The organism is Salinibacterium sp. SWN139, assembly GCF_015864625.1.
Taxonomy (GTDB): Bacteria; Actinomycetota; Actinomycetes; order Actinomycetales; family Microbacteriaceae; genus Rhodoglobus.
In genome coordinates this window covers 43,272-61,609 of the sequence record NZ_JADYWV010000001.1, presented here as the reverse complement: position 1 = coordinate 61,609, position 18,338 = coordinate 43,272, and the positions used below count along the sequence as shown (strand labels likewise).

Here is an 18,338-nt window from a genome sequence, read left to right as displayed (position 1 = left end):
GAGCGAAACTGTTTCAATCGGCCTAGTGTCTGTACATGGCAGATTTGTTTGACGGATACACATCAAGCGCCTCCAAACGCACCGGACCAGCCGCGTGGGATGAGATGTTCTCTGCCGATAGCGAGATACGTCGCCCCTACCGCGAGATTCATGACGCGCTGGCGCAAATGACGCAAGAAGAGTTGCGCGGACGTACTGAAGCACTCGCCGACAGTTACCTCGCCCAGGGCGTTACCTTTGACTTCGCTGGCGAAGAGAGGCCCTTTCCTCTCGACGCGGTTCCTCGGGTTATTGACCTCTCCGAGTGGAAACAGGTCGAGTCGGGAGTTAAACAGCGTGTTCGTGCGCTCGAAGCATTCCTGGCCGACATCTACGGGCCGCAGAATGCCATCAAAGATGGTGTGATTCCTGCTCGCATGATCACCTCATCCAGCCACTTCCATCGGCAGGCGGCCGGCATTGAGCCCGCCAACGGCGTGCGGATTCAGGTCAGCGGTATCGACCTCATCCGCGACGAAGTGGGAGCGTGGCGCGTTCTCGAAGACAACGTGCGCGTGCCCAGTGGCGTGAGCTACGTGATCTCGAACCGTCGAGTGATGGCGCAGACGCTTCCCGAGTTGTTCGTCTCGATGCGGGTTCGCCCCGTCGGTGACTACCCCCACAAGTTGCTGCAGGCACTGCGCGCTAGTGCACCCGGCGGCGTAGATGAACCCAACGTCGTTGTGCTCACTCCGGGTGTCTACAACTCTGCGTACTTCGAGCACACGCTGCTCGCCCGCCTCATGGGCGTCGAGCTCGTGGAGGGCCGTGACCTGTTCTGCTCCGGTGGCCGGGTCTGGATGCGCACCACTGCCGGTCCCACCCGCGTCGACGTGATCTATCGCCGGGTTGACGACGAGTTCCTCGACCCGCTGCAGTTCCGTGCCGACTCGATGTTGGGCAGCCCGGGCATGATGCTCGCTGCTCGCCTCGGAAACGTCACGATCGCCAACGCGGTCGGAAACGGTGTTGCCGACGACAAGCTCGTCTACACCTACCTGCCCGATCTCACCGAGTACTACCTCGGCGAGAAGTCGATCATCCCCAACGTCGATACGTGGCGACTCGAAGATCCGGGAGCGCTCGAAGAAGTGCTCGACCGTCTTGATGAGCTCGTGATCAAGCCCGTTGATGGCTCCGGCGGTAAGGGCCTCGTGATCGGCCCAGCGGCATCCAAAGCTGAATTGGAGACGCTCAAGAAGCAGCTCCTCAAGGATCCCCGGGGCTGGATTGCGCAGCCGGTTGTGCAGCTATCGACGATTCCGACGGTCGTGGATGACGGCATGCGACCGCGTCACGCCGACCTTCGCCCCTTCGCGGTCAACGACGGAAACGATGTGTGGGTGTTGCCAGGTGGCCTCACTCGGGTCGCGTTGCCCGAGGGACAGCTGGTGGTCAACAGCTCGCAGGGTGGTGGCTCGAAAGACACGTGGGTTGTCGGTCGCGAGAAGGTCGAAGCGTCCGAGAGCACGCTCCAAGGTCTGGTCGAACGTCAGGCCGATACCGAAGCCATCACGGTCATTACTCCCGAAATGCTTCTCGAAGCCTCCGGGCATGCTGACCATGTTGAAGATCAGGACAGCACGCGAACGCTCACTCAGCGTCAACGTCAAGAAGAGCAGCAACAGCAGAGTGTCGACACCGAGGGAGGTCAATCATGCTGAGCCGCATTGCAGAATCACTGTTCTGGATCGGGCGCTACATTGAGCGTGCTGACGGAACCGCCCGCATCCTCGACGTTCACCTTCAGCTGTTGCTCGAAGACCCGTGGATTGAAGAAGACGATGCCTGCCGCGCGCTCTTGAGTGTGATGGGCAGCGAGGCTCCCGCTGATGCTGTTCTCACGCGGGGCGACGTGCTGTCGATCCTTGCGGTCGACCGTACCGAACCAGCATCGATCGCCTATTCGCTCGGTGCTGCTCGTGAAAACGCGCGTCGTGCTCGCGAGATCGTGTCGACCGAACTATGGGAGTGCCTCAACACGACCCAGGCTCGGATGCCGCGCCGCATTTCCGGAGACAAAGTCAGCGATTTCTTCGCCTGGGTTCGCGAACGCTCCGCTCTTGCCGTGGGAATCATCGAGTCCGCGACGAGTCGGGACGAAGCGTGGCAGTTCTTCACGCTCGGTCGCAGCCTCGAACGCGCAGACATGACGGCGCGACTTTTGGCAACCCGCAGTCTCACGGAGGCCAGTGGTCCGTCGTGGACGACCATCCTTCGTTCCTGTGGTGCCTACGAGCCTTACCTGCGCACCTACCGTGGTGTGCCGAGCGCGAGCAACGCGGCCGAGTTCTTGTTGCTCGACCGCTTGTTCCCGCGCAGCATTCTGTTCTCGGTATCGCGGGCAGAGGATTGCATGCGCGAACTTGAACCGCGGCGCATGAACCGCGTGGGGGTTGGCGACGACGCGCAGCGGCTGTTGGGCAAGATCCGCAGTGAGCTCGAATATCGACCGATCGCTGAAATTTTGGATGACCTGCCGCACCACATGGATCGTGTGCAGGCAGCAACGAGTGCGGCTTCGGAGGCAGTGCGTCAGCGCTACTTCCCGACGAATGCTGCTCCCGAGTGGGTTGGAGAGATCTCATGAAGCGTCTCAGGATCGTTCACTCCACAGGGTTCAGCTACGGCGGCGAAGTTACGGCGTCCTACAACGAGGCGCGGATGCTTCCCGCCAGCGTTGAGGGCCAACTCGTATTGTTCTCCAACTTGGACATCTTGCCGCTCTCAAGCCAGAGCAACTACGTCGACTATTGGGGAACCCGCGTCGCCTCCTTCGAGGTGCTGACGGGCCACAAGGAGCTGTCGCTCACCGCGACGAGTCTGGTTGAGGTGCATGAGCGCACCCACGACTTCGAGTCGATTGGCTGGGACGAGATGATCGCCACGGCCGAGCTCTCGATGGAAGCCGTCGAGAACTTGACCCAGACGCGGCGCACTGAGCCCCCAGCAGAGGTGATTGCGCTCGCGAAAGATATCGCAGCGAAGTCAGATGATGCCTGTGCTGGTGCCCTCGAAATTTCGATGGCCATCGGTAACGCGATTCAGTACATGAGCGGCGTCACTGGGGTGGCGACGACGGCGACAGAGGCCTGGGCCGGGGGAAAAGGTGTCTGCCAAGACATCGCGCATCTCGCTTTGGGCGCGCTGCGTTCCGTGGGGGTTCCTGCCCGCTATGTGTCTGGTTACCTGCACCCGAAACCGGATGCCGCGATTGGTGAAACGGTCGTCGGGGAATCCCACGCGTGGATCGAATGGTTCTGCAACGGGCAGTGGCGTGGCTACGACCCCACGAACCTCATCGACATTGGTGATCGGCACGTGCTCGTGGGTCGCGGTCGCGACTACAACGACGTGCCGCCGCTGCGCGGTGTGTACGCGGGCCCCTTCGGCTCCAAACTGTTCGTGAGTGTGGAGATTACCCGCGAGGCCTAACTAGTGCGTCGCGTGGTGGTTTCAACGATCGCGATCTCTTGGGTGGCGAGCTCACGCTCTTCATCGGGCGTGGGCTCGGGCGGGAAGCGCAAGCGCAGACGGAAGCGGCTTTCGGGCACGCGACCCACGCGCATCCCGCGGCTGTAGACGAGCCAGATGATGGCCGCCGCAGCGGCGAGTAAACCGGAGAGGGCACCGATACCGAGCGCCCAGCGGGGCCCGAGTTCGTTGGCTGCCCAGCCCACGATGGGGGCGCCGATCGGCGTGCCGCCCGCGAAGATCGCGAGGTAGAGAGCCATGACGCGACCGCGCATGATGGGCGTTGTCGAGGTCTGCACGTAGGCGTTGGCGGTGGTCATCATGGTAAGCGAGAAGACGCCGATGATCGTGAGGGCGGCGCCGAACGTCCAGTAGCTGGGGGCGAAAGCCGCGAGGAGACAGGCGAGCCCGAAGAAGGCAGAACCCACGATGACGACCCCGAAGCGGGCGCGCTCGCGGCGGGCGGCAAGCAGGGAGCCGACGACCGCACCGACCGCCATCATCGACGACAGCAGCCCGAACTCGGCGGCTCCCTTGCCGAAGACTCCGGTGGCCATGGTCGCGATGAAGACGGGAAAGTTGAAGCCAAAGGTGCCGACCAGAAAGACCATGACGAGCACAATCAGAATGTCGGGCCGGCCGCGAACATAGCGCAGCCCATCCCGAATCTGGCCCTTCGCTCGGCCAAGCTTCGCCACCGGAAAGAGCTGCCCGCGCCGCATGAACCAGAGCGAGGCGAGTACGCCGGCGAAGGATGCCGCGTTCACGATGAAGACCGGCCCGGCACCGATCGCGGCGACGAGCACGCCAGCTACGGCAGGCCCGATGAGGCGAGCGGTCTGGAACGACATCGAGTTGAGCGCCACAGCGTTGGGCAGGTCTTTGTCGCTCACGAGTTCTGAGACGAACGCTTGACGAGCGGGGGCATCAATCGCGGTCGCGACTCCGAGCAGGAGTGCGAAGACGTAGACCTGCCACAACTGCACGTGACCCGAGATCACAAGGATGCCCAGGCCGAGAGCAAGAGCAAACTGGCTGAATTGGGTCCACAGCAGCACGGTGCGACGGTCGAAACGGTCGGCGATGATTCCTGTGAGTGGCATCAGCAGCAGCATGGGGCCGAACTGCAGCGCCATTGTGAAGCCGAGAGCGGCGGCGTCGTAATCGGTCAGGTCAGTAAGCACGATCCAGTCTTGCGCGGTGCGTTGCATCCAGGCGCCGGTGTTGGAGACGACAGCACCGATGATCCAGAGGCGATAGTTGAAGAGGCGAAGCGAGCGAAACATTGCGCTCACGAATTGGCCAACTTCACGAGAACGGGGATGGCGGCGTGCAGGGCGGCATGCTCCTCGGGGCTGAGCCCCTCGAGCTCTGCGGCGAACCAAGCTGCGCGGCGTTGGCGGGTCTTGTCGACCAACTCGATTCCGGCATCCGTGGCTTCAATGAGCACTTTGCGGCCGTCGTCGGGCGAGCTGGAGCGGGTGATCAGGCCTTCGTCGCTGAGGCAGTTGACGGTGCGGTTCATCGAGGGCGGGGTGACGTGTTCATGCTCGGCGAGGGCGGCGAGGGTGCTGCCGCCGTGGTGAGTCAGCACGTAGAGAACGGAGAGTTGGCTGTCGCTCAGGGTGTCGTCGTGACGCTGCTGGCGGATGCGACGAGCGATACGCATGAGGGTGATTCGAAGCTCGTCGTCTAGTTTGTCTGGCACTTTCGTTAGTTTAGCAAATTAGTCTTGCTAACTAAATGTGAATCTGGCCAGCTTTACCCATATTGCTTGGAACTTCGCCGCCATAGAATGGAGGCAGCAAGGAGGCCCAATGCCCAAGTTCACGGTGCCACGAACTGATCACTCCTACACGGATGCCCACGGAGTGACGATTCACTATTACGTGTGGCAATCGCCCAAAGCCCATGCGGTGCTTCAGCTCACGCACGGCCTCGGCGACCACGCCCGCCGCTACGAATATCTCGCCCAAGCGCTCGTCGCTGCCGGCTACACGGTCTATGCCGATGACCACCGTGGGCACGGTGCAACCGGTCTCGACCAGAACGCGGGCGACGCCAGCAAACTGGGCAAGCTCGGCAAGGGCGGCCTGCGGGCGGCGACCGAAAACATCCGCGACCTCACGAAGATCATTCGGGCCGAGAACCCCACCCTTCCGTTGGCGCTGCTCGGTCACTCGTGGGGCTCCCTCATGGTGCAAGACGTGCTCAATCACCACGCCGACGAATACGAAGTGGCAATCCTCACCGGCACCGCGCACCGCACCTTCGCCCACATGAACAGCGGCAACCTCAACGCCAAGCACAAAGACCTCGGCACCACTGGCTACGAATGGCTTAGCCGCGATGCGCAGGTCGCCGAAGACTTCGTGCACGATCCGCTGACGTTCTACGCGGATGCTCTGAAACTCTTCGGCCCCATCGACGGCATGCGTCTGCTCGGTCGTCCGGCCAAACACCTCAAGCGCGACATCCCGATTCTCATCATGATCGGCGACGAAGATTCGCTCGGTGGCGAAGCCAGCATCGAGGCGCTCGCTGCCGACTACGTGGTGCGCTCCAAGCTCACCGACGTTGAGGCCATCGTGTATCCGGGTGCCCGCCACGAAATCTTCAACGAGACCAACAAAGACGACGTCATTCGAGACCTCGTGGTGTGGCTCGATGCTCGGCTCAAGCCCGTGCATCCTGACGCGACACCTCCGGCGCCAGCCCACCCCGAGGCGACCGAACCCAAATAAATGGCATCAATTTTCACTGAGATTCTGAACGGCCGCTCGCCCGGGCGCTTTATTTGGGCGGATGACCGTGTCTTCGCCATTCTCACGATCGAGCCCCGCAAGCCAGGCCATGTGCTCGTGATTCCGCGCCTCGAGGTTGATCGGTGGAGCGAACTCGACGAAGACCTTGCGATGCACATCTTCCGTGTCGGGCGGCTCATCGGCCTTGCCCAGCGTGACGAGTGGGATGCCGACCGGGTCGGTCTCATGTTCGAGGGCTACCGGGTGCCGCACGCGCACTTGCACGTCTGGCCGTCGTGGAATGTGTATGAATACAGCCACACGGGCATCAACCGCGACCCGGGTGCTGCGGCTCTGGACGAAGCTTTTCGGCGATTGCGGGCCCGCATGATCGAGCACGGCCACGGCGAGTTCGTGCCGCCGCTTGACTGGTCAATTCCGCAGGCTGACACTGCCCAGTAGGCTGGATTCGGTACAACTAGACAGGGGTGAGTGATGCACGGCGAATTCAAGGTGCCTGGCGGAAAACTCGTAGTGGTCGATCTCGACGTTGTCGACGACGCCATCACCAGCTTCCGGCTCGCCGGCGACTTCTTTCTTGAACCGGATGATGCTCTCGAAGACATCAACGCCGCCATCAACGGGCTCCCCGCAAACTCTGACGCGAAGACCATCACGGCCGCGATTCAGCAGTCGCTGCCCGAGGGCACCGTCATGCTCGGTTTCTCTGCCGAGTCGGTCGCCACGGCCATCCGTCGTGCACTGCAACGTGCCACGACCTGGAAAGACTACGACTGGCAGATCGTCACTGGGCCACCTCTCGAACCGCGCCTGCAAATGGCGATGGACCAGGTGCTCTCCGAAGAGGTTGCCTCCGGTCGTCGCCAACCCACTCTGCGCATTTGGGAATGGGACAAGCCCGCCGTCGTGATCGGCAGCTTCCAGTCTCTGCGCAACGAAGTTGACCTCGAGAACGCGAAGAAGTTCGGCTTCGAGGTCGTGCGCCGAATCTCAGGCGGTGGCGCCATGTTTATGGAGGCGGGCACCGTCATCACCTACTCGATCTACGCGCCGGTCGAGCTCGTGCAGGGCATGACCTTCGCTGACTCGTATGCGTTCCTCGACGAGTGGGTCATCATCGCTCTCAAATCACTCGGCATCGATGCCAGCTACCAACCCCTCAACGACATTGCGAGCCCCACGGGCAAGATCGGCGGGGCAGCCCAAAAGCGTCTCGGTGCTGGTGCTGTGCTGCACCACGTCACCATGAGTTACGACATGGACGGCGAGAAGATGGTGCAGGTGCTGCGCATCGGTCGCGAGAAAATGAGCGACAAGGGCACCAAGTCGGCGGCCAAGCGAGTCGACCCGCTGCGCAGCCAGACCGGCATGGAACGTGCCGATATCATCGACAGAATGGTTGCCACCTTCCGTGGGCTGCACGGTCTCACCGAGAGCGAACTCACCAGCGATGAGATCGCTCGTGCTGAAGAACTCGTGACCGAAAAATTCGGCACTGAAGAATGGTTGCAGCGCGTTCCGTGAACACCACTCTCCGCGGCCTGACCCTCACGCTCACCCTTGCCGCGCTGCTGCTGGGCGGCATCGTGGCGTCGGCTGTGCTCGGGCAACTTCCGGTGAGCCCTGCCGAAGTGGGCGGATCGCTGCTGCGCTCGCTCGGCATCCAGAACGCCTGGGCACCCACCGATTCGATCGTGGAATCCACGCTCTGGGTGGTGCGTTTCCCCCGGATTGCGATGGCCATGGTCGTGGGTGCAGCGCTCGCCGTTGCGGGCGCTGTGATGCAAGCCATCTTTGGCAACCCGCTGGCCGAACCTGGCGTCGTGGGTGTTTCATCCGGTGCCGCTCTTGGTGCCGCGATTGCGATCGTGGTGGGAGTTGCCGCGCTCGGTGACAGTGCGATTGCGCTCTTTGCTTTCGTCGGCGGGCTGCTCGCCACGCTGCTGGTTTACTTCGTCTCGCGGGCCAACGGTCGCACCGAAGTGGTGACGCTGCTGTTGACCGGTATCGCCGTGAACGCCTTCGCTGGCGCCGGCCTCGCTTTCTTGCTGTTCGTCGCCGACTCGGGCAGCCGCGAACAAATCGTGTTTTGGCAACTGGGCTCGCTCAATGGTTCGCGCTGGAGCGAAGTGCTCATCGTGGCGCTCGTCACCGCGATCGGTCTCGTCGCCGCCGTGGTGCTCGCGCGCCCCTTCGACCTGCTCGCGCTGGGGGAGCGCAACGCTCGTCACCTCGGTGTGAACGTTGAGCGCCTGCGCATCGTGTCGATCGTGATCGTTGCTCTTCTCACCGGTGTTGCCGTGGCGTTTGTGGGAATCATTGCCTTCGTCGGTTTGGTTGTGCCGCACGCCATGCGGATGGCGATCGGGCCGGCCCATCGCCCGCTCATCATTGCCAGCGCTGTCGGCGGCGCAGTACTGCTCGTGCTCTCCGACCTGCTCGCCCGCTCCGTCGTGCCCGGCGGCGACCTACCGATCGGTCTCCTCACCTCGCTCATTGGCGGCCCGTTCTTCTTCTACCTTCTGTTCCGCCAACGCCGCCAGAGCGGAGGGTGGGCATGATTAGCGCACGCAACGTGAGTGTTCAACTCGACTCTCGCGCCATCCTCGACGACGTCAGCCTCGATGTTGCTCCGGGCGAAGTCCTTGCCCTCGTCGGGCCCAACGGTGCCGGAAAGTCGACGCTGCTGTCGGTCTTGAGCGGCGACCGCAAGCCAGACAGCGGAACCGTGACCATCGACGGGCGCGATATCGGCGGCATCCGACATGCAGAGCTCGCCCGCTTGCGCGCCGTTCTCACTCAAGAGAACACGGTCAGTTTTCCCTTCCGGGTGTCTGAAGTCGTTGCCATGGGCCGAAGCCCGTGGTCGCGAACCACGGATAGCCGTGACGACGTTGCCGTCGTTAATGATGCTCTTGCTGTCACGGATGTCGCCCACCTGAGCGAGCGCCGGTTCACCACGCTGTCGGGGGGCGAAAAGGCGCGCGTCTCGCTCGCGCGAGTTCTCGCTCAGCACACCCCCGTCGTGTTCTTGGATGAGCCGACTGCAGCCCTCGACCTGCGCCACCAAGAAGAGGTGATGCGGGTTGCCCGCTCGATGGCCGCCGATGGTCGTGCTGTCGTGGTCGTACTCCACGACCTCAGCCTCGCCGGTGCCTACTCCGACCGCCTCGCCCTCGTTGCGCACGGCACGCTCGACGCGATCGGTACTCCCAGCGAAGTACTCACCGCCGAGCGCGTCGAGCGGGTCTATGGCCTCGCGGTCGACCTGCACGACGTTGGCGGGCATCCGGTAGTCGTTCCCCGACGCTGACGGCGGCTATTGACAGACCAGCCGCCTGGAACGATTAGCGGCTGAGAAGGTCGCGGTACTCGGGGTGATCGGTGATGAATTTATCGATGAACTCGCACTTTGCCACGACGCGGGTTTCGCTTTCGGCACGCACCAGATTGAGGGCGCCGCGGGCTAGTTCGCTGCCGCGACCCCGGCCTCGAAACTTGGGATCAATCTCGGTGTGCACAAAAACGATCTGATCGTCGCGCAGCTGGTAGTCGGCGAGTCCGGCCTGCACGCCATCGACAAGCAACTCGTACCGGTGCATTGCAGGGTCGTGGATAACTTCGCTGGCCATGACCAAAGCCTAGTCGCGGTGTCTCGGCTGGGGATGTGTTCTGCGGCGCGTCAAAGCATGGGAATAGTATCGACGGGTGTCTGATTCTCCTCCCCCCAAATTCGGCGGGTCACGCCGTCGATTGATCATCATCGCCGTCACCGGTTTCGTACTGATCGTTATTGCCGCAGTGGCTTCGTTTGTCGCGCTTGAGCCCAGTCCCGAGCCGGTTGCGACCGCAACCCGCACGCCTACTCCGACGCCCACTCCCACCCCGACGCCAACACCTACCCCCACTCCCACGTTCGACAAAACCCAGTTCTCCATCGACGATGCGAGCAGTCTCTGGGTCGTCGCGAATAAGTTACGCCCGCTCAACCCGCAAACCTACGAACCGAACCTCGTGTTCGTCGATGTGCCGTACGTGTATGAGCCCTACTTGACGCCGGATGCTGCCGCGGCGGTCATCGAAATGTTTGCTGCGTTCGAAGCTGAAACCGGGCTTCAGATGCAGTCGCAGAGCTCCTACCGCAGCTATTGGTCTCAAGAGAGCGTCTATGCCGGCTGGGTATCAAGTCTTGGGCAAGAGGCTGCAGACCTCACGAGCGCGCGCCCAGGCCACAGCGAACACCAAACCGGTCTCTCGATTGACGTGAGTGCGTCGCCTGCGAATTGCACCCTTGACCAGTGCTTTGGTGACACCCCGCAGGGGCAGTGGTTGGCGGAAAATGGCTGGAAGTACGGCTTCACTGTCCGCTATCCCGAGGGAAAAACCGACATCACCGGGTACGAGTACGAGCCATGGCACATGCGCTACGTGGGCAATGCACTTGCCGCTGAACTTCACAGCACGGGCATCCAAACCTTGGAAGAGTTCTTTGGTCTGCCTGCCGCACCGAACTACGGCTAGTCGCTGGCACCCTAAACTCGTGTCATGACTTCGACGCCGCACCCCGACACTGTGAGCTACAGCTACCTCGGGCCTGCCGGAACCTTTACGGAGGCCGCGCTTAAGCAGGTTCCCGAAGCGGTCGGTGCCCGCTGGCAGAGCGTCAACAACGTTGGCGAAGCTCTCGACGATGTCACGAGCGGTCGCAGCGTTGCCGCGATGATCGCTATCGAAAACTCGATCGATGGTGGCGTCAGCGTCACTCAAGATGCGTTGACCACCACCCCCAATCTGCGGATCTTGGGCGAATACTTGGTGCCCGTGAACTTCGTGCTCGTGGCCCGGCCTGGAACGACGCTCGCCGACGTGACGACGGTGAACGCGCATCCGGTCGCCTATGGGCAAACGCGGCGCTGGATTGATGCCCAGCTTCCCCAACACGGCTACATCCCTGCGACCTCCAACGTTGCCGCTGCCGCATCCTTGCTCGACAACAGCATTGCGGATGCCGCAGTCGCCCCACCCGGAATCACCGAGCACTATCCGCTCGAGGTTCTTGCTGAGAACATTGCGAATAACCAGAACTCTGTGACGCGGTTTGTGCTGGTCTCGTCGAACGCCGAATTGCCTGAGCCGACCGGCGCAGACAAGACGAGTGTGATCGTTGAACTCCCCGACAACGCTCCTGGTCGCTTGCTCGAAATGCTTGAGCAGTTTGCGACGCGCGGCGTCAACATGAGCCTCATCGAATCGCGGCCGATTGGTGACGAGCTAGGTCGCTACCGCTTCGTCATCGATCTTGAGGGGCACATCCTCGATGAGCGGGTGGCAGACGCGCTGCTCGGGCTGAAGCGGTTCAGCCCGAACGTCATCTTCTTGGGCAGCTACCCGCGGGCAGACAAGCTCGCCACGACGGTAACGCCGCGCTACGGCAACGATGTGTTTGTTGAGGCACGCGACTGGTTGCGGGCCATCACCACTAACGAGCCTTCGGCTACTCGCGAGCCGTAGCCTTTTTGCTTCGCGCTTTTTCTTGAGCGGTCGTGCGCGCAGTGGTGCGCGCTTGTGATCGCGCCTTGGAATGAGCCCGTACTTCGGCGCGAGTGTGAACCTTCGGTACGCGCACAATGAGCGCGCCGGGTTCCACCCAGGCGTGCACTGATTTGGCGAGACCGAAGTCGTCTCCGTCGAGCTGAAACTCCTCCGGGGTATCGACGATCATGTTGAGGTCGCTGCCTTTGGCGTAGCGCACGTCACGCACGTCTTTCGAGAGGTCGATAATGCGGCGGCCGATCACGCTTTTGCGCAGCACGCCGTTCTCCCACGCAATCTTGTTCCAAATGTTGAGCCACCCGAAACGACCGCGAGGTATGAGCGCGGCCATATCGAGGATGCCGTCGTCGGGTTGGGCTTCGGGCATCAGCAGCAAACCACCGGGCAGTGATCCGCAATTGCCGATGATCACGGTGTGCGCGCTGAGGGAACGATTGGGGGAGCCATCCACGCTGAAGCGCAGCTTCACAGGTTTCAGCTCGGGAATGGACCGCGCAATGCCGTCGACGTAGGCCAACCAGCCGACAGCTTTCTTCAGCTTCGTGCTGGTGTTCTTGATCATCTTGGCGTCGAGCCCTAGGCCCGCCATCACCAAGAAGGCGTGTTTTTCGTGCTCGTCGTTGTCCCGCACAATTTCGACCATGCCGAGGTCGATGGCGTGGTCTGCACCGTGGAAGGCCAGTTCAACACTGTCGCGGATGCTGCCTGTTGGTAGATCCAAGTTGCGAGCGAGGAGATTACCTGTGCCCGCCGAAACGACAGCCAACGCGACTCCGCTGCCCCCGAGGGCCTCGGCCACAGCACGCACGGTGCCATCGCCGCCTGCAGCGATCACCACGGCGACACCACGACGGATCGCACTGCCGGTGACGTTCTGGCCGGCATCCTCCTTGGTCGTGGAAAACCAGATGGGGGCAGCCCAGTCGGCGGCCTTCGCCGCAGCAGTGACCATCTTCTTGAGCTTGGCAAGATCGACCTTGATGGGGTTGTAAACAACCGCAACTTTAGGTTTTGAGTTTCGAGGGGTGGGCACAGATAAACGCTACGCCATGAATCGGTAGGCTGTAGGGGTGATTGACCCCCAAATTCTTAGAGAAAACCCTGAAGCCGTGCGGCGGTCGCAAATCGCGCGCGGAGCTTCGGTCCAGTTGGTCGACGATGCTATTGCCGCCGACCAGAAGCGTCGCGTCAGTATTGGCGAATTTGAGGCGCTCCGGGCTGAGCAAAATAGTTTCGGCAAGAAGGTCGCTCAGGCGCCATCCGAAGAGAAGAAGGCGCTCGTCGCTGAGGCTCAGAAGCTGGCTGCTCGGGTAAAGGCCGCTCAGCTGGTTTCCACCGAGGCTGAGGCAGAATTCACTCGCATCGTCGGTGCACTCGGCAACATTGCTGTTGAGGGCGTTCCCGTGGGTGGCGAGGATGACTGGGAGCTCGTGCGCGAAGTTGGCACTCCCAAAAAGTTCGACTTTGAGCCCCGCGACCACGCGGATCTCGGCGAAATCCTGGGAGCCATCGACATTCCCCGCGGAGTGAAGGTATCGGGCAGCCGGTTCTACTTCCTCAAGGGTGTTGGTGCGCGACTCGAAATCGGCCTCATGAACATGGCTCTCGATCGCGCTATCGCTGGCGACTTCATCCCGCTCATCACGCCAACGCTCGTGCGCCCCGAGATGATGGCCGGCACCGGGTTCTTGGGTGAGCACTCCGATGAGATTTATTACTTGCCCGCCGACGACTTGTACCTCACTGGTACGAGTGAAGTGGCACTCGCCGGTTATCACTCCGACGAGATCCTCGATCTCTCGAAGGGCCCGCTGCGCTACGCCGGTTGGTCGACCTGCTACCGCCGTGAGGCCGGTTCTGCGGGCAAAGACAACCGCGGCATTCTGCGGGTGCACCAGTTCAACAAGCTCGAGATGTTCAGCTACGTGCTACCCGAGAATGCTCAGGCCGAGCACGAGCGCCTGCTGTCGTTCCAAGAATCGATGCTGCAGGCGTGTGAGCTCAGCTACCGCGTGATCGATGTTGCCGGTGGTGACCTCGGTTCGAGCGCTGCTCGCAAGTACGACATTGAGGCCTGGGTTCCTACTCAGGGCACCTACCGCGAACTCACTTCCACCTCGAACTGCACGACTTATCAGGCGCGCCGTCTCGACATCCGCTATCGCACCGAGTCGGGTAAAACCGCCCCGGTAGCGACCATCAACGGAACTCTCGCAACCACCCGCTGGCTGGTTGCCATTCTTGAAACCCACCAACAGCCCGACGGGTCGGTCGTGGTGCCGAAAGCACTTCGCCCTTACCTCGGTGGCCTAGAAATTTTGGAGCCAATCGCGTGACAACCGCAGCGCAGGATGACCGCTGGATGATCGCACTCGACATCGATGGCACTGTGCTGCTCGAGTCGGGCGAGATGAACGACGCCGTTATTGCGGCGGTCGCGAAGGTTCGAGATGCCGGGCACGAAGTTATGTTGGCCACCGGTCGTTCGGTTGCCATGACTTTGCCTATTCTGCAGAAGCTCGGGCTGAAGCCGCAGTACGTGGTCTGCTCTAACGGGGCGATTACGCTCAAGCGCAACCCGATGGGCGAGGGCGGCTACAGTCGCGAATTTGTGGAGATGTTCAACCCCAGAGAGGTGCTCACGAGCATCAAGGAGCACTTGGGTTCGGCGAACTACGCGGTTGAGGATGCGACGGGCAAGTTCTTTGTCAACGGCAAGTTCCCCGACGGTGCGCTCGGTGCGGTCAGCGAAGATGTGGCTTTCGATGAGCTCGTGAAGGTGCAGGCGACACGCGTTGTCGTGATCTCGCCCCAACACCAAGTCGATGATTTCCTCTCGGTTGTCGAGAAAATGGGCCTTCACAAGGTCAGCTACAACGTGGGCTGGACTGCCTGGCTCGACATCGCGCCCGATGGCGTCAACAAGTCGACGGCGCTCGAAAATGTGCGTTCGCGTCTCGGCATCCCGCGCACGCGAGTGCTCGCCATGGGTGATGGTCGCAACGACATCGACATGCTCGAGTGGGCGTCACGTCACGGCCGTGGCGTTGCGATGGGCCAGGCTCCGGATGACGTGCTCGCGGTCGCCAACGAGGTCACCGAGAGCGATCTCGACGATGGCGCCGCGCTCGTTCTTGCCGCCTTCAAGCCGTAGCGAGCCGTAGAACGCCGTAGCGAGGTTTAGCCGAGCCCAAGCCCGAACGCCGAGCTCAGCCAAACCACCCGCTTCTGCGCTGAACCCCTTCGGCGCAGAACTCTGTTAAAGCTCGCTGAGTGCTTCGTCGTAGATGGCCATGGCGCGCGCAACTTCGTCGGGTGTCACGACAGCCGGCGGTACGACGTGGATGCGGTTGTCGGCAATAAACGGCAACAGTCCGCGCTTCACGAGCGCACCCTTGATGCGGCCCATGTCAGCCGCGCTGAGAGGCTCGCGCGTCTCGCGGTTGGCGACCAGTTCGAGCGCCCAGAACACGCCGCTTCCGCGAACGTCACCGATGCAGTCGTGCTTCTCGGCGAGAGCGGCAAGGCCGGGGCCGATGTGATCGCGACCGATCATGGCAGCGTTCTCGATGATGCCTTCGTCTTCCATCGCGGTGATGGCCGCGACGATCGAGGCAGCCGCGATGGGGTGACCCGAGTAAGTGAGTCCGCCGGGAAAGACGCGCTCGTCGAACGTTGCGGCGATCTCGTCAGAGATAATCACACCGCCGACGGGGATGTAGCCGGAGTTCACTCCCTTGGCGAAGGTGATGAGGTCGGGCTTCACGTCGAACGCTTCGAACGCGAACCAGTGTCCGGTGCGACCGAAGCCGACCATGACCTCATCCAGAATCAGCAGGATGCCGTACTTGTCGGCGATCGCGCGAACACCAGCCATGTAGCCGGGCGGCGGGGTCAGCACGCCAGCAGTTCCGGGGATGCTTTCGAGCAGGATCGCGGCGATTGACTCGGCGCCTTCCGCTTGGATGGTGCGCTCTAGGTGGTGCAGGGCGCGCTCGGATTCTTGTTCGGGGGAGTCCGACCAGAATTCGGAGCGGTACTCGTAGGGGCCGAACACGTGCAGGTGGGCGCGAGCGTATTCGTTGGGGATGCGGCGCCAGTCGCCGGTGGCGACTACGGCCGATCCGGTGTTGCCGTGGTACGAGCGGTAGCGCGAAATGATCTTGTCGCGGCCGGTGTGCAAGCGGGCCATGCGCATGGCGTTCTCGTTGGCATCCGCTCCACCGTTGGTGAAGAAGACCTTGTTCATGCCGTCGGGCGCGTGGTCGGTGATTTTGCGGGCTGCTTCGCCGCGGATGTTGATGGCGTGGGCCGGCGCGACGGTAGCCATGATGTCGGCCTGTGCCTTGATGCCGGCGATGACTGCTGGATGCTGGTGGCCGATGTTGACGTTGACGAGCTGGCTCGAGAAGTCGAGGTATTCGTTTCCTTCGTCGTCCCAAACCATGCTTCCGTGGCCGCCTTCGAGCACGAGCGGTTTGAGTGCGCCCTGTGCTGACCAGGAATGGAATACGTGGGCGCGGTCAAGCGCGACGGTGTCGGCGTTGCTGTGCTGGGGTGTTGCGGGCGCGGAGTTCATGGGGCACCTTTCGTGACGAAGCTGAATGACTCAACTATTGCTGCCGGCCACTCGCGCGTGGCTGCCAATATGTACACCAGATCACCAATTGTTCGACATAATGTGACTACAGGGCGATGAGGGGAGAAACCGGATGCTCCCGACGATTCAATGGCTGCTCACGAGGCGCACATTGCGACTGAGCGTGATCGAGGCGAGCGCCACCGCAGGCGCTAACACCAGCCCCGTGGAGAGTGCCAGACTCAGCTCCGCTTTCACGGCCAGAATGAGCGCTCCGATTAGTTGGGTGCACAGTTCCGACCTCGATGACCCGACGCCGTTCTTGAGCCGCGGCAATGTTTTGCTCACCGATGGTGCGCAGTTCGGGTTCGGAGCAGCTGCTGAGCTTTACGACTACGACTCCTACATTGAGCGCCTCATCGACACCGGTCTTGTCGGGCTCGGTTTCGCAACGCACTTTCTTCACCAAGGCATGCCAGAGGCGCTCGCTGCGGCTTGTGCGCGTGTGGGCTTCCCCCTTATTGACGTTCCCGATCGCGTTCCCTTTATTGCGGTCATCCGCGAAGTCGCTGATCGCATCGCGGCGGAGCGCAGCCGTCGCATGGCATGGTCGATTTCTGCCCACAAAGCCATTTCGCACGCCGCTCTCAAACCAACAGGCTTGCGGTCAACCCTCATCGAGCTCGAACGTCAACTCTCATGCTGGGTTGGGCTCTTCGACGCGACAGGTCACCCGATTCCCGTTCCTGGCCAGCAACGCTCCGCAGCTCGCTTTGCTCAGCCGGTAAGGGATGAGGTGGCGCGGGCGCTGCGCAAGGGCAGCCGGTCATCCACCGCCTTCACTCTCGACTCTGGGCAAGTCACCATCCAGACCCTCGGCCAGAACGGAGAGTTGCGCGGTGCGCTGGCTCTTGGCCGCGGCGTGCCTCTTGATCGTGCTGAGAACGAACTCGTGACGAGCGTGATCGCGATGGCCACCCTTGCGCTTGAACAGAACCGCACCCTGGATGCCACGCGTGGTCAGCTGAGGTCGTCACTGCTCGAGCTGGTGCTCTCCGGCAACGTCGCCGCGGCCGCGGCAATTGCTGGCGAAGTGTGGGGCGCTCTTCCGGTAGCGCCGCTGAGCGTCGTGGCGATTGCACGGCAAACCCACAGCCACTTCGTACTGGATGCCCTCGACGCCCTCTCGCTTGATGCCGACGGCAGCGCATTTTTCGCCGTTCGCGGCGACACCGTCGTCGTTCTCGTTGAAGCGGGCGCACAGCAGCAGTTCTCCGCACTGCCTTCTGAACTGACCGACGTGCAGCGAGACCTCACACAACTCATCGCTGACCACGAGCTCGTGGCAGGCAGCTCCAGTGCCGTCGATTATGCGGGGCTGGGCGCAGCGCTCGGGCACGCATCCAGCGCCCTCTACGCTCGCGGCGGTCAGGCTGGGCTCACTGATTTCGCGGATATTGGCGACTCCGGAATGCTCGGGGTGCTCCAGGCTGCTGGTGCTGAGCGAGTGGCGCACCGAGTGCTCACGCCGCTCAGCAATTTCGATAGCGCGCATTCGGCGGCTCTCGTGGAGACGTTGCGCTCCTGGTTTGCGAACGATTGTTCGTGGGGCGCGACGGCTGCGAAGCTCGGCGTTCATCGGCATACGGTGCGGTCGCGCGTCGACCAAGCGGCGAGCATCCTGAACCTCGATCTGGAGTCGTTCGAGGGGCGGCTTGAGGTGTGGGCGGCGCTTCGGCTGCACGGCTAGAGCTCACTACCCCCATTTCGAGCCTTCTAGCCTGCCTTTCAGGTACGCCTTGCGGGCATCAGATACACTCTGAACTTGCGTCACGCAAGGAGGGCTGTCCGAGCGGCCGATGGAGCCAGTCTTGAAAACTGGTGGGCAGAAATGTCTCGTGGGTTCGAATCCCACGCCCTCCGCTCTG

General features: G+C 62.2%; 18 protein-coding genes and 1 tRNA gene. 14 read left to right on the top strand and 5 right to left on the bottom strand.

Going from position 1 to position 18,338, the window contains the following annotated elements:
- Nucleotides 1-35 precede the first annotated feature (35 nt).
- The 3 genes from I6E74_RS00305 to I6E74_RS00295 are packed head-to-tail and all read left to right on the top strand — an operon-like array spanning nt 36 to nt 3,474.
- Nucleotides 36-1,703, top strand: coding sequence for a circularly permuted type 2 ATP-grasp protein (locus I6E74_RS00305; protein WP_197121898.1), 1,668 nt, complete (start codon nt 36-38; stop codon nt 1,701-1,703).
- Nucleotides 1,697-2,629: an alpha-E domain-containing protein gene (locus I6E74_RS00300; protein WP_197107043.1), complete on the top strand. Its 933-nt coding sequence runs from the start codon at nt 1,697-1,699 to the stop codon at nt 2,627-2,629. The genes I6E74_RS00305 and I6E74_RS00300 overlap by 7 nt, the downstream gene beginning before the upstream one ends.
- Nucleotides 2,626-3,474 (top strand): transglutaminase family protein, encoded by an 849-nt coding sequence (locus I6E74_RS00295; RefSeq protein WP_197121896.1) that lies wholly within the window; start codon nt 2,626-2,628, stop codon nt 3,472-3,474. Before I6E74_RS00300 ends, I6E74_RS00295 begins: the two co-directional genes overlap by 4 nt.
- On the opposite strand, the gene I6E74_RS00290 is transcribed toward I6E74_RS00295, so the two are convergent.
- Complete coding sequence (locus I6E74_RS00290) at nt 3,471-4,808, bottom strand: MFS transporter (protein WP_197121894.1); 1,338 nt, start codon at nt 4,806-4,808, stop codon at nt 3,471-3,473. The genes I6E74_RS00295 and I6E74_RS00290 overlap by 4 nt on opposite strands.
- Entirely contained in the window at nt 4,805-5,221 is a 417-nt protein-coding gene (locus I6E74_RS00285) for a MarR family winged helix-turn-helix transcriptional regulator (protein WP_197121892.1), read from the bottom strand. Before I6E74_RS00285 ends, I6E74_RS00290 begins: the two co-directional genes overlap by 4 nt.
- Nucleotides 5,222-5,330: 109 nt before the next feature.
- On the opposite strand from I6E74_RS00285, the gene I6E74_RS00280 reads away from it, so the two are divergent.
- The 5 genes from I6E74_RS00280 to I6E74_RS00260 are packed head-to-tail and all read left to right on the top strand — an operon-like array spanning nt 5,331 to nt 9,591.
- On the top strand, nt 5,331-6,257 hold the full coding sequence (locus I6E74_RS00280) for an alpha/beta hydrolase (protein ID WP_197121890.1): 927 nt from the start codon (nt 5,331-5,333) through the stop codon (nt 6,255-6,257).
- A complete protein-coding gene (locus I6E74_RS00275; RefSeq protein ID WP_197121887.1) occupies nt 6,258-6,719 on the top strand; it encodes an HIT family protein in 462 nt (153 codons plus the stop codon).
- Between the two features lie 33 nt (nt 6,720-6,752).
- Nucleotides 6,753-7,802: a biotin/lipoate A/B protein ligase family protein gene (locus I6E74_RS00270; protein WP_197123559.1), complete on the top strand. Its 1,050-nt coding sequence runs from the start codon at nt 6,753-6,755 to the stop codon at nt 7,800-7,802.
- Nucleotides 7,781-8,839 (top strand): iron ABC transporter permease, encoded by a 1,059-nt coding sequence (locus tag I6E74_RS00265; RefSeq protein WP_197121885.1) that lies wholly within the window; start codon nt 7,781-7,783, stop codon nt 8,837-8,839. Before I6E74_RS00270 ends, I6E74_RS00265 begins: the two co-directional genes overlap by 22 nt.
- Entirely contained in the window at nt 8,836-9,591 is a 756-nt protein-coding gene (locus I6E74_RS00260; RefSeq protein WP_197121883.1) for a heme ABC transporter ATP-binding protein, read from the top strand. The genes I6E74_RS00265 and I6E74_RS00260 overlap by 4 nt, the downstream gene beginning before the upstream one ends.
- Before the next feature lie 34 nt (nt 9,592-9,625).
- On the opposite strand, the gene I6E74_RS00255 is transcribed toward I6E74_RS00260, so the two are convergent.
- Nucleotides 9,626-9,910 (bottom strand): GNAT family N-acetyltransferase, encoded by a 285-nt coding sequence (locus tag I6E74_RS00255; protein ID WP_197107051.1) that lies wholly within the window; start codon nt 9,908-9,910, stop codon nt 9,626-9,628.
- Between the two features lie 76 nt (nt 9,911-9,986).
- Here I6E74_RS00255 and I6E74_RS14670 point away from each other — a divergent pair, with 76 nt between their 5' ends.
- Nucleotides 9,987-10,799 (top strand): M15 family metallopeptidase, encoded by an 813-nt coding sequence (locus I6E74_RS14670; protein WP_197121880.1) that lies wholly within the window; start codon nt 9,987-9,989, stop codon nt 10,797-10,799.
- A gap of 24 nt (nt 10,800-10,823) precedes the next feature.
- Complete coding sequence (gene pheA / locus I6E74_RS00245) at nt 10,824-11,789, top strand: prephenate dehydratase (protein WP_197121878.1); 966 nt, start codon at nt 10,824-10,826, stop codon at nt 11,787-11,789.
- Here the strand turns inward: pheA and I6E74_RS00240 are convergent.
- Nucleotides 11,773-12,864: a diacylglycerol kinase family protein gene (locus I6E74_RS00240; RefSeq protein ID WP_197121876.1), complete on the bottom strand. Its 1,092-nt coding sequence runs from the start codon at nt 12,862-12,864 to the stop codon at nt 11,773-11,775. The genes pheA and I6E74_RS00240 overlap by 17 nt on opposite strands.
- 37 nt (nt 12,865-12,901) lie before the next feature.
- Between I6E74_RS00240 and serS the strand changes: the two genes are divergently transcribed.
- Both serS and I6E74_RS00230 read left to right on the top strand, forming a co-directional pair.
- On the top strand, nt 12,902-14,167 hold the full coding sequence (gene serS, locus I6E74_RS00235; protein ID WP_197121874.1) for a serine--tRNA ligase: 1,266 nt from the start codon (nt 12,902-12,904) through the stop codon (nt 14,165-14,167).
- Nucleotides 14,164-14,985, top strand: a complete 822-nt coding sequence (locus tag I6E74_RS00230) for an HAD-IIB family hydrolase (RefSeq protein WP_307784338.1) — start codon at nt 14,164-14,166, stop codon at nt 14,983-14,985. The genes serS and I6E74_RS00230 overlap by 4 nt, the downstream gene beginning before the upstream one ends.
- Before the next feature lie 105 nt (nt 14,986-15,090).
- Here the strand turns inward: I6E74_RS00230 and I6E74_RS00225 are convergent, their stop codons facing one another.
- Nucleotides 15,091-16,410 (bottom strand): aspartate aminotransferase family protein, encoded by a 1,320-nt coding sequence (locus I6E74_RS00225; protein WP_197121872.1) that lies wholly within the window; start codon nt 16,408-16,410, stop codon nt 15,091-15,093.
- Between the two features lie 133 nt (nt 16,411-16,543).
- Between I6E74_RS00225 and I6E74_RS00220 the strand changes: the two genes are divergently transcribed.
- Together I6E74_RS00220 and I6E74_RS00215 are read left to right on the top strand one after the other, a co-directional pair.
- On the top strand, nt 16,544-18,160 hold the full coding sequence (locus I6E74_RS00220; RefSeq protein ID WP_197121870.1) for a PucR family transcriptional regulator: 1,617 nt from the start codon (nt 16,544-16,546) through the stop codon (nt 18,158-18,160).
- Between the two features lie 88 nt (nt 18,161-18,248).
- A tRNA-Ser gene (locus I6E74_RS00215) sits at nt 18,249-18,333 on the top strand.
- Nucleotides 18,334-18,338: the final 5 nt, after the last annotated feature.